13 protein-coding genes are annotated in these 14,755 nt (G+C 35.2%); 6 read left to right on the forward strand and 7 right to left on the reverse strand.

The features are described from left to right. Window positions 1–337 precede the first annotated feature (337 nt). The gene (locus EZS29_RS09670; protein WP_130609569.1) at window positions 338–700 is read left to right on the forward strand and encodes a hypothetical protein; all 363 of its coding nucleotides are present in this window, start codon (window positions 338–340) and stop codon (window positions 698–700) included. On the opposite strand, the gene leuB is transcribed toward EZS29_RS09670, so the two are convergent. Genes leuB through EZS29_RS09690 form a run of 4 tightly spaced genes read right to left on the reverse strand, consistent with a single transcriptional unit; the run spans window position 688 to window position 5,383 of the window. Next, window positions 688–1,764, reverse strand: a complete 1,077-nt coding sequence (gene leuB, locus EZS29_RS09675; protein ID WP_130609572.1) for a 3-isopropylmalate dehydrogenase — start codon at window positions 1,762–1,764, stop codon at window positions 688–690. The two genes, EZS29_RS09670 and leuB, sit on opposite strands and share 13 nt — an antisense overlap. After that, complete coding sequence (gene leuD / locus EZS29_RS09680; RefSeq protein ID WP_130609575.1) at window positions 1,764–2,369, reverse strand: 3-isopropylmalate dehydratase small subunit; 606 nt, start codon at window positions 2,367–2,369, stop codon at window positions 1,764–1,766. The genes leuB and leuD overlap by 1 nt, the downstream gene beginning before the upstream one ends. A 16-nt stretch (window positions 2,370–2,385) precedes the next feature. After that, window positions 2,386–3,783: a 3-isopropylmalate dehydratase large subunit gene (leuC, locus tag EZS29_RS09685; protein WP_130609579.1), complete on the reverse strand. Its 1,398-nt coding sequence runs from the start codon at window positions 3,781–3,783 to the stop codon at window positions 2,386–2,388. Window positions 3,784–3,793: 10 nt separating this feature from the next. Next, a complete protein-coding gene (locus tag EZS29_RS09690) occupies window positions 3,794–5,383 on the reverse strand; it encodes a homocitrate synthase/isopropylmalate synthase family protein (RefSeq protein WP_130609582.1) in 1,590 nt (529 codons plus the stop codon). Between the two features lie 490 nt (window positions 5,384–5,873). On the opposite strand from EZS29_RS09690, the gene EZS29_RS09695 reads away from it, so the two are divergent. The 4 genes from EZS29_RS09695 (at window position 5,874) to EZS29_RS09710 (ending at window position 10,111) form a co-directional block, all read left to right on the forward strand. Beyond that, the gene (locus EZS29_RS09695) at window positions 5,874–7,955 is read left to right on the forward strand and encodes a SulP family inorganic anion transporter (protein WP_130609585.1); all 2,082 of its coding nucleotides are present in this window, start codon (window positions 5,874–5,876) and stop codon (window positions 7,953–7,955) included. Window positions 7,956–7,973: 18 nt separating this feature from the next. Then, window positions 7,974–8,840 carry an SPFH domain-containing protein gene (locus EZS29_RS09700; protein ID WP_130609588.1) on the forward strand — a complete coding sequence of 289 codons (867 nt, stop codon included), beginning with the start codon at window positions 7,974–7,976 and terminating at the stop codon, window positions 8,838–8,840. A gap of 2 nt (window positions 8,841–8,842) precedes the next feature. After that, the gene (locus EZS29_RS09705; protein WP_130609592.1) at window positions 8,843–9,811 is read left to right on the forward strand and encodes an SPFH domain-containing protein; all 969 of its coding nucleotides are present in this window, start codon (window positions 8,843–8,845) and stop codon (window positions 9,809–9,811) included. A gap of 93 nt (window positions 9,812–9,904) precedes the next feature. Continuing rightward, the gene (locus EZS29_RS09710; RefSeq protein ID WP_130609595.1) at window positions 9,905–10,111 is read left to right on the forward strand and encodes a hypothetical protein; all 207 of its coding nucleotides are present in this window, start codon (window positions 9,905–9,907) and stop codon (window positions 10,109–10,111) included. 226 nt (window positions 10,112–10,337) lie between these two features. On the opposite strand, the gene EZS29_RS09715 is transcribed toward EZS29_RS09710, so the two are convergent. Genes EZS29_RS09715 through EZS29_RS09725 form a run of 3 tightly spaced genes read right to left on the reverse strand, consistent with a single transcriptional unit; the run spans window position 10,338 to window position 13,457 of the window. Then, window positions 10,338–11,336 (reverse strand): hypothetical protein, encoded by a 999-nt coding sequence (locus EZS29_RS09715; RefSeq protein WP_130609598.1) that lies wholly within the window; start codon window positions 11,334–11,336, stop codon window positions 10,338–10,340. Window positions 11,337–11,396: 60 nt separating this feature from the next. Next, window positions 11,397–12,191: a triose-phosphate isomerase gene (gene tpiA / locus EZS29_RS09720; RefSeq protein WP_130609602.1), complete on the reverse strand. Its 795-nt coding sequence runs from the start codon at window positions 12,189–12,191 to the stop codon at window positions 11,397–11,399. 57 nt (window positions 12,192–12,248) lie between these two features. After that, window positions 12,249–13,457 carry a phosphoglycerate kinase gene (locus tag EZS29_RS09725; protein WP_130609605.1) on the reverse strand — a complete coding sequence of 403 codons (1,209 nt, stop codon included), beginning with the start codon at window positions 13,455–13,457 and terminating at the stop codon, window positions 12,249–12,251. Window positions 13,458–13,633: 176 nt separating this feature from the next. Here EZS29_RS09725 and EZS29_RS09730 point away from each other — a divergent pair, with 176 nt between their 5' ends. Then, window positions 13,634–14,743 carry a mannose-1-phosphate guanylyltransferase gene (locus EZS29_RS09730; RefSeq protein ID WP_130609608.1) on the forward strand — a complete coding sequence of 370 codons (1,110 nt, stop codon included), beginning with the start codon at window positions 13,634–13,636 and terminating at the stop codon, window positions 14,741–14,743. Window positions 14,744–14,755 lie beyond the last annotated feature (12 nt).

Genomic DNA, 14,755 nt, shown 5'->3' on the forward strand with positions numbered 1-14,755 from the left:
TTACCATTTATATATTATAAAATAATTTTTCAAAATACAATTATAAATTTCAATAATTTTTAAAAATTTAATAATTATTTTTCAAAATAATCTCATACCCAATAAATACATTATCTTATAATAGAATTTACTCACCAATTACCCCAGACAAAACGAATTGCAAAATTTCTTTGAAAATCATATAGTCTGACGAAGATTTTAAATTGTTAACCAAACAGGAGCTAGTTTATATCTTTCGACAAGATTGTCAAAATAATATCAAAGAAAAGAGCTTAAAAATGTTTCATAAAACTTCTATAAGAATTATTTAAATTTTATTACAAGAAAGGAGAGATTTATGATAAAGATATTTAATAATTTCATATCTATAATTTGTGCAGCTATGACATCTCTAAGTGCTTCGGCCGAGTTGAGCACATTGCAAACGATCAAGATTTCAGCTCTGCATCCACAAAATTGGGGCTATATCTCTTCGAGTATTAAAATCAATGACAAAAATTGGATTCCATTTAATGAAGAGATCACGCTCCCTATTTCTATTGGCAATAAAATTGATCTGAATGTTTATGCTATGAATTCGAAATCAGATTTGGACTCGAGCTGTTTAAAAATAGAGATTAAGGAACAAAAAAAAATTCATTTGTTTTTTGAATTAAAACAGGATTGGAAAATTCATTGTTTCTTTGGTTACATAAAATAGAGAATTTGTTGAGTCATTTGCTCTGTTGTCACTGCTTTTTCTTTGTCAATGCATATATCCGATGTGCGATAACCAGCTTGCAGAGTTTTTTGTATTGCATTTTCTATACACTGAGCTTCCTCGACCAATTCAAAAGAATGCCTTAAGAGCATAGCGAGCGACATGATCTGCGCAATTGGATTTGCAATATTTTTGCTTGCAATGTCGGGAGCCGAACCACCCGAAGGTTCGTACAGAGCAAATCCATTTTCATTAAAACTTGCTGATGGCATAAGCCCTAAACTTCCAGGAAAGGCTGCTGCAGCATCGGAGAGAATATCACCGAATAAATTAGTTGTTACAATAACATCAAACTGCGATGGATTGATAAAAAATTGCATCGCACAATTGTCAACCAACATATGTTCTAAAGTAACAGTTGGATATTGTTTACCGACTTCAGCTACGACCTCTCGCCACAATTTTGAAGTATCCAAAACATTTGCCTTATCAACCGATGTCACTTTACGGTTGCGCCCAAGCGCAATTTTAAAACTCTGATGAGCAACCGTTTCTATTTGCTTTTCATTGTATTCGCAGAGGTCCGACGCTTTTCTCAATTGATTTTCAATAAAAGTTCTATGCTCACCAAAATAAACATCTCCTAAAAGCTCTCGTACAATAACGATATCAATTCCATTTTTTATAATACTATCTTTCAATGGGCAGATATCTTTTAATTCAGGGTAAACTTTTGCTGGGCGAATGTTAGAACTAAACTGAAATTCCTTTCGTAAAGAAAGAATAGAATTTTTTTCACAATCTTTCCATTTAGCAAGATGAGATTCACTAATAGGACCACCGACTGATCCAAACAAAATTGCATCTGCCTTTTGGCAGACGAACTTTGTTGACTCAGGGAAATGACTGCCAAATTTTTCATAAGCAGCACCCCCAACGTGAGCAAAATTAATTTCAAACTGGTGGTTAAATTTTTTTTCAATACAACGCAACACTTGAATTGCTTGTTCCATTACTTCTGGTCCAATCCCGTCACCGGGTAATACTGCGATTTTTTTATTCATCATATTGTCCTGTTTAATTTTGGAATAATATTATTTTGCATTTGTTCATGCTTAAATTTTATAATTTTTTCTTTAAAAGAAAGAAGATAATCAATTTCATCAAATCCATTAATGAAACAAGATTTTTGGAAATCATCCATTTTAAAATTATAAATATCACCGCACTTCGATTCAATTTTTGTGCTATGTAAATCAATTTTTAATATATATTCACTTTGCTTCGATTTTTCTATAATTTTATATATTTCACTTTCCGGAAGCTGGATAAGAATAAGACGGTTTTTTAAACTATTTCCCGCAAAAATATCGGCAAAAGAATGCGCAATTATAACCTGAATGCCATATTCTTTTAAAGCCCAAACTGCATGTTCTCTTGAAGAGCCACAGCCGAAGTTATTTTTCGTCACTAAAATCTTTGCATCTTTGTATTTTGCATTATTAAAGATAAAATCTGGAGAATTCTCACGCAACCTTTTAAAAAGATTTTCGCCGTAGCCTTTGCGAGTCACTGAAGTTAAATATTGTGCAGGAATGATAAGATCGGTATCTACATCACTCATCTCAAGTGGAATGCATTTTCCTGTTATTGATGCTTTACTTTCCATATTTAAAACCTTTTACTTAAAAATATTTTTTTGGTGAACTGATTTTTCCTTCAATCGCACTTGCTATAACAGTTGCTGGAGAGGCTAAATGTGTAAAACTTCCAGTTCCCTGTCGTCCCACAAAATTTCTATTTGTAGAACTTATACATCTTTTCCCTGCTGGTACTTTATCATCGTTCATTCCTAAACATAATGAACATCCAGGCATACGAAAATCAGCACCCGCATCTATGAATATTTTATCAAGACCCTCTTTTTTTGCCTGTTGCATCACACCTTCAGAGCCAGGTACGATAAACAACGTAACTGATGGATGAACTTTTTTATTTTGAATTATTTTCGCACATATTCTTAGATCTTCTATTCGACCATTTGTACATGATCCTATAAATGCCCAATCAATTGGAATATCTCCCATTTTCATACCACCTTTAAGATTCATATAATCTAAGGCTTTTTCATACATTATTTTTTCATTTTGCGATATTTCAGTTTGTTCAGGTATTTCTTTGGAAATTTCTATAGCCTGGGCAGGATTTGTGCCCCATGTTACCATAGGTTCCATTTCTTGAATATTAACAATAACTTCTGTATCGTATTCGCAGTTTTCATCACTCTTAAATGAATTCCAATAATTTACTAAATTCTCCCAATGGTCTTCAGATGGAGCGAATGGTCTTTGTAATAAATACTGATACGTGGTAGTATCTGGTGATATAAGACCTGCTTTTGCTCCACATTCAATACTCATGTTGCAAATAGTCATACGCTCTTCCATGCTCATTTCTTGTATAACTTTACCTGTATATTCAATAATAAAACCAGTTCCGCCACCGATACCAATTTGAGCGATCAGCTTCATAATAAGATCTTTTGCAAAAACGCCTTTTTGCATTTTCCCACAGAATTCTACCTTCATAACTTTTGGTTTATTTAATAATAAGCAGCCAGAAGCTAAAACATGCGATAATTCTGAGGTACCTACTCCAAATGCTAAAGTACCAAAAGCACCATGTGTTGCTGTGTGAGAGTCACCACAAATAAGAGTCATTCCAGGCTGAGTGATTCCAAGCTCTGGTCCAATGACATGAACAATTCCTTGATATCCACTCTCAAAATCATAAAATGGAATTGCATTGTTTTTGGCATTTTGTCTTAATAACTCAACCTGATTTTTTGCCGCAGAATCATAGATTTCTGTTCTATTTTTTCGGGTCGGAATACTATGATCAATTGTGGCTATGCATTGATGCGGAAACATGATTTCAATATTACGTTCTTTGAGGGTCTGGAACGCCTGTGCAGATGTAACTTCATGTAAAAAAGCAAAATCAATTGCACAAACTGAAGATTGCCCAGGAGTTTCATTGATCAAATGCGCATCCCAAATTTTTTCAACTATATTTTTATTCATCAGACGTTCCTCAATTTATTTTGACATAGGTTCTTTGAATATACATATGATTTGCTGCATCAATCAATGATTTTAAAGCAGATATTTCGATATCAAAGTCTTCTCCGATTCCAGTGTAAGTTTTATTATCTTGATCTTCAATCATAGTTTTAGAGCGATTTATTGAATTCACACCTTTTTCAATTGACTGACTAAAGTATCTTCCAATTTTCATATCTGGAATAAACTTCACTATAGCATTGTAAAGAGCTGTGTATACAGAACCATCTTTCGAGTTTGTGAATTGAAATTTTTTATTTTCGCCAAAAAAATCACCTTCAACTTCAATTGAATTATTATTTTCATATTTTGCATAATTAAAATTATTAATCTTTATTGGTTTTCTATATTCAATATAGGTGCTTATTAACTCAGAATCGGTAATTCCTTTTCTTCTTTCTGAATGAAAATCTTTTATAAATTGTGCTATGCATGCCTTTTCCTCTTCTAGACAAATATATCCAAACTCTTCAATTATATCTTTGGCATGATTTCCACCACTAAATGGGCCAAACAAAAATGAGATTTTCTTACCAATTTCGTTTGGGTCAAATGGCTGATATGATAAAGGATTTTTTATAATAGCGTTTGTATGTCCACCGGAAGAGTGCTTTGCCGCATTTTCTCCAGTGATCGGCCAATGCGGTTGACGTTGTAGCATATTTATGCTGACAAAATCCGAAATAGCCTGCAAATGTTCAATCTTAACATTTGTATAATAACGCATTTTATTATTTTCGCATGCTCCGAATTTTTTAAGAAACATAATCGATTGCTCTAAAGAAACATTACCAGCTCTTTCGCCAATGCCGTTAAAACATCCCTCTATTTGTGTGGCAGGACCATAGATAACTGCGTTGATTGAGTTTTCGAGCGCTAACCCAAAATCATTGTGACAGTGAGCAGACCACGTTATTTTTTTATTTGGAAATTCTTTTTCAATAATTTTTGCATGATCATTCATTTTTTCTACAAAATATTCACGGCCCTGTAATTTACATGCTCCCCCAATTGTATCTGGACAGTTTATTATTGTAGCACCCGCTTCAATAGCAGCTCTGATTAAATCAGTTACAAAATTAAATTGTTCACCCATCCTAGAATAACCTTCTGGACTAAACTCGACTTCAACATCAGCTTGCGTGGCAATCTTAATATAATTATATACATCTTTTATTATTTGTGAAAAGTTTTTTCCATAATCGCCCAAGGCAGACATCAATTGTGAATCGACTGGCACATATGTGTGTAGACGGGCTCTGCCATATTTAATTGCTGGTTCAAGTGAACGGACAGTAGTCACAATTTGATTTTCTCTCAGTTGACAAAGAGCAGCAATAATAGGACTCGATTTATTTTCTACAATTTCTTTTGCAACAGAATGTACGATCATATAATCTAATTTACTTGCGCTTGGAAAACCAACTTCAATAATATCAATATTTGCTTTAGCAGCCAATTTTGCATATTCAATATTATTTTCAAATGACATTCCTGCACCTGGGCACTGTTGTCCATCTCTTAAGGTTGTATCAAATATTTTTATCTGACGTGCTTGCATAACAAACTCCATTCTGAATTTCATGTTAATTAATGCATTTCTGTTAATTCATTCGAAAAATTCTTAAGTAAGAATATATTTTATTTCATAACAAATATTATAATATTAAATTTTAAAAAAAGATTGTTTTAATTTAGTAGAGATAGATCTAGATAAGATAGAAGGAGCGTTGAGGATTTGTAATTTGGTTTGATTATAGCGAAACTATTATTTTTCTGTATGCCCTTCATTTTACATCCCTCATTATAATACACGAGATATTACTATCCGGTCAGTCATATGCATGTATCTATCATAAGTTTTTTTTTATGTAAAGATTTTCATTAAAAATTTATTTTTAATAAATATTGACGATAAAAATTTTTTATATCGTCAATAAAATATCACCTCTTTCTAATTTATGCCAATCAAGTTATAACGTGAAAATAAAGAATTTTAGAGGAATAAATTTTTTAGTCATTTAACTTAATATGAATGCTTTGGAGTTACAATGAAGAAATTAATTGGCTCTTCTAGTTCTTATAATTTTCTCATTAAAAACTCCAATTCACTTGATAAAAAATCACTCAATAAAAATATATTTAATTTAAAAAGTATTTTGAGCATAAATGAACTCGCAAAAGATCTTGCGTATAATTGGCTTGAAGTGCTCCGCAGCAAAAGTCTATTGCAAGATGTCATTGCTGCAATCACTGTCGCTTCTGTTGCACTTCCGCTCAATATTGCCCTCGCAGTCGCCTGTGGTCTACCTGCAAGCACAGGAATCATTGCGGGCGCAATTGGCGGTGGGATGGCAGCCATATTTGGTGGGTCTGCACTTCAAGTAACAGGACCAGCCGCTGCTCTTAGTTTTATGATTTTAACCATAACAAAAGAATTTGGAGCAATGGGAGTTGCTGGAACTTGTATTATTATTGCATTTGTTCAACTCCTACTTTGTTTATTAAAAGCAGGAAGGTTTATTAAATATATGCCAGAAGCCGTTTTGGTCGGCTTTACCACGGGTGTTGGCCTAAAGTTGCTTGACAATCAATTCCCAGAATTACTTGGATTTAATAACAGTATTTTTGCAATTTCAAAAATTTTGGATAAAAGCGATTGGCTGCATGAGGTCTCCTGGCATGCCGTGGTCTGTGGGCTTGTTGTCGCACTGCTCGTCACTTCTTGTAAACAGTTTAAGCGTTTTCCTGCTGCCTTTGTTGGTATTGTTATTGTGACAGAAGTGTCCACCCGATTGGACTGGGGCATTCAAAGGGTGGGTTCTATTCCTTCGTTTTTACCTTTACCAAGCATGCCCATACTTGGTTTTGACAAATGGATTCATCTTCTTGCCCTTGCAATCCCCTTAGCTTTCCTTGCTTCAATAGAATCCTTACTCTCTGCTCAAGCCATTGACCGAATTGCCCAAAATAAAAAAAGTCACAATTCAAACCTTGAATTGTTTGGCCAAAGCTTTGCCAACTTAAGCTCAGGATTATTTGGTGGAATGCCCGTTTCGGGTGTCATCGTTCGCTCAAGCGTCAATGTCCAATGCGGAGCAAAGACGAGACTTTCTTCCCTTCTACATGCTGTTCTCTTGCTCGTTTGTATTTTTTATTTTGCTGAAACGATGTCATCTATCCCTTTGGCAGCACTAGCAGGATTGCTCTGTGTTATTGGCCTCAGACTTGTTGAATATAAAACATTTTTTCATTTACTCAGCACACAAAAATTTGCCGCCCTCGCATTTACCTTAACCATGCTGGGAACGGTTTCAGGGCATCTTTTATGGGGACTTTTAAGTGGTATACTTGTTTGTTCACTTGGAAATTGGCTCAAAAAGCCCGAGAAAAACACTGAAAATCCTCCGTTAAAGTCAAAACATATTCGTGGCCATTTACCGAGTCGATTAAAAGTTGCTTATAAAAAACCGACACATTACTCTCTGCCAACAGAAAATCAAAATTGGCTTACACAAATTCGAGAAAAAGCATATATAACGGCCTCCGCCTTCGTACATCAAAAAGCATCCTTGATCGGCCGTATTGTTTTAGGAGATCATGTTCATATAGCAGCAGAATCTTCCATTCGAGCCGACGAAGGAACTCCGTTTTATATTGGCTCAAATTCAAATATTCAAGATGGAGTTGTTATCCATGCTCTAAAAGAAAAATGGGTGAGCGTTGGCGGAGAAGACTGGGCAGTGTATATTGGAGAAAATGTTTCAGTCGCTCACCAAGCTCTTGTCCATGGACCATGCTTTATAGGGGACAATTCCTTTATTGGTTTTCAAGCAATCGTTCACGATTCTATCATTGGTTCGCATTGCTATATTGGGATTGGAGCTATTGTTGTCGGAGTCGAAATTCCAACGGGACGCTATGTCCCACATGGCATGGTAGTCGATTCACTTGATAAAGTTGATTTACTCCCTCAAGTGACAGATGCACATATGAATTTCAATGAAGATGTCGTCGATGTGAATAAAGGGCTTGTCGCAGCATATAAAAAACACAGTGGTCATTTTGATAGCAAGAAAAAGATTTTAGAAAATACAAGTGTGAAATGGAAAAATGCACTCTATAAATTTTAAAAAAATAGGAGACACATAATGACTGAGCATATGCTCATTGGTTTTTTAACTGGCTTAGCTCTTTATCTTTTATATATTTCCAATAAATGCAGATTTCAAGTCAATGAAGGCTCAGTCGCAATTCTCACAAGTTTTGGCAGAGCCATATTGATCAATAAAGAAACAAATCATTTAAAAACTTTTTTACCAGGATTGCATTTCAAATGGCCTTGGCAAAAAGTTTATAAAATATCAATTATGGAACAGATGATAGATCTTTCAGATAATGAAAGTGCTTCTATGGCCATGGTCGCAGATGGAACACTGCTACGTCTCGATGCAAAATTAAGATACAGCCCGCTTAAAACAAATCTCTATGAATATTTATTTAGCATGGGAAAAGCGAATGAGCATATCAAAAGTTTATTTACATGTTTGCTCCATAATGAAATTGCAAGTTTTGAAAATAAAAATAGCGGTATTATAAAGTCTCAAGAGGGTTCCTATGCAGCTCTCAGAAAAGATCGTCAGCAAATGAATCAACATATTCAAGAATTTTTTACTCTCAAAATGGGTGAAAATTATGGTATACATTTTGATGGTGTTGATTTAACAGACATTCTTCCGCCAGATGAACTTGCCCATGCACTCAATGGCGTTATCAATGCACAAAGCGAAGCACAGCGTTCTTATGCGCAGACTGAAGGAGAATGTGAGCAACGCTTGATTGCTGCAAAAAAAGGGATTGCTATTGCTCAGGCAAAAGCAAAAGCAGTTGAAGAAGAAATCATGACACTTGTTCACATTTTAGAAAAATTACAAAAAAATGGTACGTTACAACAGTATATTGAGCGGAGAAAAGTAGAAGTTTTTTCCGAATCTAAGCTCTCTTATATTAAGAGGTAATTATGAAACATGAAGTTTTACAACTTATTCTTGGAATCGTTTTCGGCACATTCACGATACCCCTCATTTTTTTAATTTGCAAAGCATTTATCATTCAAGTAGATAACGAAACAAATATATTAATGTGTCGTTTCGGTAAGCTTGTAAAGATTTTTAAAAAACCCGGTTTACATTTTTGTTTCGAAAAAATACTGCCAACCTGTCAAACTATTTCTGTTTCTTTAAAAAAAGATTTTCGAACATTTGAAGAAATTCATATCAATGATCTTTCTGGCACAACAATTATTATCGATCTCTGGGTCGAATTTAATATCACTTGTCCTGTTAAAGCCGCATTTCAAGTAGAAAATTTAGAAAAATCGTTACAAAGCACTTTAACCAGTGCAGCAACATCTATTTTAGGAACTCTTGAATTCAAACAGATATTAAGCAACAGAAATGCATTGAATCAGAAAATAAAAGATGAGATCAAAAACGAAACTTTGCGCTGGGGGATCACTGTTGATAAGATTTTTATTAGCAAACTTAGCCTTTTACCAGAAGTTTCACAGCAACTATTTGATACGGTTGCTGCTCGATTAGAAAAAGCAAAAGCCGATATCGAAGAAGTGGGACGTCTTGATGCACAGCTCCTTGAAGCGGAAACATCGTCGAAAGTGGCTGCATTGGTTGCAGAAGCAAAAGGACAATACAGTTTGTGCATTGGCAATGCTTATCAAAAACTTGCACAAAACCCTGAGCTTTTTGATGCCTATACAAAACTTTACGAATATTCTCTCATAAAGCCGCACAGGACAATTGCATTTCAAGGTTTTTCTGATGAAGAAATGTTTGCTATGCAAGGATCATTACCACAAATATTGTCCTATGATGAAACAAGCACATTCAATCCTCATACGCAAAATCATTTCATGCAGAATATTTCGCAAAAAAGCACATCTTCACATAAAAAAAATGAAATTTCCCCATAATGTTCATTGATAATCTTAATTTTTTAAATACCAAGACCTTGGTTATTTCCACCATCTGTATTTTTTTAGCGTCGAATAAAATTGGAATAAATTATGGAAAAATCGTTAGTTTCTTCTCTATTATTCTGCTCTGTTTCGTTATTTCAATTTTCTACCCACATAAGCAACATTGGATTTTATTTTTTCTGTGTGAATAATGAAAATTCAAGCGTATGGAAAAGGGCACCCATCACAGCAGAAGGTGTGCATGAGTTCGAAAAACGGGTAGCATCGGGAAGTAAAATATTATTTAGAAAATAAAGAAAAATCAAAAGCTCAGCTTGCGAAAATTGGACGTATACTGAATTTCCTAACAATGGCGGAGTTGATGCTCAATTGATAAAAGCGATTAAAGAAGGAGATATTAGCCCAATTAAAGACCTAGTTTTGGATAAATAAATTCTAATTTTTTAAATTTGCAACAATTCAAACTGATTTTAAATTGTTGCAAAATAAAATCCCCTTATCGTTAACATTTAGCAGGTTTTCACCAATTAAAAGCTTTTTTGAAGAACTTTTTTACTTCTTTAACAACTGGCTGAGTGACTTCTTCATCGAATTTCACTAACGCTTGATCTACTTCTTTTACAAATGGCTGAGTAGCTGTCTTATCTAAACTCACTAATTCTTTGTCTGCTTTTGCAATACTTGGCTGAATAACTGTCTTATCAAAATTCACTAATTCTTTGTCTGCTTTTGCAATACTTGGTTGAATAACTGTCTTATCAAAATTCACTAATTCTTTGTCTGCTTTTGCAATACTTGGTTGAATAACTGTCTTATCAAAATTCACTAATTCTTTATCTGCTTTTGCAATACTTGGTTGAATAACTGTCTTATCAAAATTCACTAATTCTTTGTCTGCTTTTTGAATAACTCTGCGAAAACCAGTATTTTGCTCACAATCATCTTCTTTTTTAATCGCTATAAATTCAAAACTTGTATACTGTGCATTAAGATCGCCAACGGAAGTACAAGATCCATGAAAACAAAATAAAATTGAATCATCTATTACATTTACAAGATTATAACCGTTTTTTTCCTTATTCAAAGGCTCTTGTAAATAAAAATTAGAAATATTACTACCTACATAATAATAGGATTGCGAAAAGATATCCACAGCTGTTTGAAAAGATAAATACTTATCATTATCTTTCATACCAACAACTTCTATTGCAAATGAGTCTTTTACTTTCACAGGTAAGGTACATTCTTTCATATTCCCATCTTTAGGAATAATTCTAAATTTATTCTTAGATTTTTTCTTAATTTGTGAATTGCTATTTTTAAATAAATAATAAGCTTTCTCAGAATCATTATAAAGAACTTGAACATTTCCATTATCATGCGTAGCCTTTATCATATAATCTTTACAATATAACAATGGGCGACCTAAATTATCTTTAGCTTCTTCATTTTGTGAGAATGCATTATTAATAAAAATTAAAGGAATAAGAGACGCAAGAAGAGTTATTTTATTTTTCATTTCGAACCTTTTAAATCATTTGATATATTTACAATATTTAAATAATAATGGAGTGAATTTTTATACGCACTTTTCGCAGAGTTCAGCAAAATCCTTTGCCACTAAACTCGCACCACCAACCAACGCTCCATCAACATCAGGGCATGCCATATAATCGCTGACATTGTTCAGTTTGACACTTCCACCATAAAGAATTTGCAAACGTGAGCTGGTTTCGGGATTAAAGTAGGAAGCAAGAACTTCACGAATAAATGCATGCGCTTCTTGAGCTTCTACAGGCGAAGCCGCTTTGCCCGTGCCAATTGCCCAAACAGGTTCATAAGCAATGGAAAGAAGTGGCGAGGAAGGATCTGAGCCTATAAATTCATTCGCACTGCTTATACCTGATGCATTGAGCGCAACTTCAAGTTGTGTTTTTAAAACTTTTTTCAGATCACCATTTTCACGTTCTGTAAGGGTTTCGCCAATACACAAAACAGCTTTCATGCCTGCACGAATAAGAGCACCCACACGTTTTCCAGCGGTTTCATTGCTCTCAGCAAACATCTGTCTGCGTTCACTGTGTGCAACCAAACTTCCATTGACACGAATGCTTTTGAGCATAGCTGGAGATACTTCGCCTGTAAAAGCGCCTTCATTTGCCCAATGAGCATTTTGTGCAAATAAAGTAACAGAGTTTTGCGTTTTACGTGCAAGCTCGGCAAGAAAAACACTGGGTGCAGCAATTCCCACTTCTAAATTCAGATTTTTAGCGACAATTAAATCTGCTAATTCAGAAAAATCAGCACTTGCCTGTGCCGAATTTTTAAACATTTTCCAATTGCCAATAATCATTTTTTTTCGTTCTGAAACCATAATTTACTCCAATAAAATATAATAAAAAACACTCTTTAATATTAAAAGAGTGTAGAATTATTTTGTTCTTAATACACGAATTCCAGGGAGTTCTTTGCCTTCAAGAAGTTCCATGCTCGCTCCACCACCGGTAGAAACATGTGTTACTTTATCTTGCATTTTGAATTTGACAATTGCAGCAGCGGAATCGCCTCCACCCACAATTGTTGTTCCTTCACATTCTGCCATTGCTTCGGCCACTGCTTTTGTTCCCTTTGCAAAGGAATCAAATTCGAAAACACCCATAGGGCCATTCCACACAACGACATTGCTTTTTTCAATTACACTTGCAAATAGTTCGGAAGTACTTGGACCAATATCGAGCCCCATTAATCCATCTGGAATATCAGCAGCACCAACAGAAACAGGTGTCACATTTTCAGAAAATTCTGCACCACAAAGATGGTCTTCTGGCAAATAAATTTTAACGTTACGCTTTTCTGCTGCCTTAAATATTTCTTCGATAAGGGCGAATTTATCGGACTCCACTCTTGAATTACCAACATTTTTGCCTTTGCATTTCAGAAATGTATAAGCCATAGCTCCACCGATGATCATATTATTTGCAATTGTTGTGAATTTACGCAAGATATCAATTTTGTCGGAGACTTTTGAACCACCAAACACAGCTGTAACCGGAGCTTTTGGCGCACGGAAAGCATCTTCAAGAAATTTCATTTCTTTTTCAATGAGAAAACCTGCTGCTCTTTTTTCCAATGGAAAGCATTCAGGCACGGCAACCATGGATGCATCGGCTCTGTGGCAAGTGCCAAATGCATCGTTAACATAATAATCTGCGCTGCGCGCTAACTTATTGGCAAAACTTTCATTGCCTGCTTGTTCTTCTTTATGAAAACGTAAATTTTCTAGCAGAATAATTTGTTTTGGTTTTAAATCATAGACAATTTTTGAAAAGCCATCTTCGGTATAATCATGTGCAAGAACAACATCTATATTAAGAAGTTCTGCTAAACGTGAACCAACTGGTGAAAGAGAAAATTCTTCCTCAAAACCATTTCCCTTTGGCCGTCCCAAATGGGAACAGGCAATTATCTTCGCATTTTTTTCTAGCAACCACTTAATTGTAGGCAATGCAGCTTGTATACGTGTGTCATCGCTTATTTTTCCGTTTTTAATTGGAACATTTAAATCGAGACGTAAAAAAACAACAGGGTTAGAATTTTCTTCAAATTTAAGATCTTCGAGAGTGCGAATACGATTTGCCATTGGCGAGCCCCTTTCCGTGAGTCGATGTAGCCCAATTCAATGGAAAGTAAAGATCTCTTGAAGGGCTTTGTCAAACAGTTGAGAAAATGCTTTGCTTATGCGACAACACGACTTCAAGAGGAGCCCGAAATGATGGGGAAACCTTTGCTAAAAACAGAACATGATGGGAGAGTGATATGGCTCAACACGATGTATTTGAAAAAGATCAAAACATTTATTCAATTATCTTGTGTGGTGGCTCGGGCACGCGCCTCTGGCCTCTCTCACGCAAATCGTTTCCAAAACAGTTTTTAACCCTCGGTGGCGCTAAAAAGTCACTGCTCGAACTCTCCATCGAGCGCATAAAAAATATTTCTCCTATCAGCAGACGCTGGCTTGTCACAGCAAAAGGACAAGAAAATCTGTGCACAAATCAAGTTTCAAACCAAATTGCCAAAATGATCATAGAACCCGAAGCGCGCAACACGGCTCCCGCAATTGCTTTGAGTGCTTGGCGACTTATGCAAGAAGATCCTGAAGCGATCATGGTCATCTTATCATCAGACCATGCCATTCAAAATATCCGCTCCTTCGAGCAAACAATTTCCGATGCAATTCAGCTCGCTAAAAATAATTTTTTTGTAACCGTAGGTATTCAGCCCACCTATCCTGCAACTGGATTTGGTTATATAGAGCAAGGTCTTCCTTTAGACAAAGATGGAAATATTCTATCTCCACAAAAATTAACTGAAGTCACTGCTACGGGTTATAGCGTGCGCAGCTTTCGTGAGAAACCCAATCAAGCTGCTGCGGAACAATTTTTACGCACAAAAAAATATCTTTGGAATGCAGGAATATTTGTTTGGAAGACAAAAACATTTTGGAACGCATTTTCCCATATTCAACCAGAAACAGCTGCATTAATAGAAGCTATTAATAATGATAATCTTAATGAAATATATGCGAAAATAGAAAACTCTCCAATCGATATTGCATTCATCGAACAAACGAGTCACGTCGCATGCATCCCTGCAAATTTTGATTGGAATGATGTAGGTTCTTGGTCAGCTGTGCGTGAATGTTTTGAACAAGACAGTCAAGGTAACACACTCTCTGGAGAAATATTTACTCACGAAACAAGAAACAGCGTGATCCATACAACTGGGCCCTTCGTTTCTGTTGTTGGTATGGAAAATGTTGCCGTTATCGCAACAAACGATGCCGTTTTAGTCATGCCACTTGCCCGCAGTCAAGATGTTAAAAAAGTCGTTCAACACCTCGAACAAAAAAACACTAAGTTACTTTAATTAATTTTCTGG

The organism is Fluviispira sanaruensis, assembly GCF_004295685.1.
Lineage (GTDB): Bacteria > Bdellovibrionota_B > Oligoflexia > Silvanigrellales > Silvanigrellaceae > Silvanigrella > Silvanigrella sanaruensis.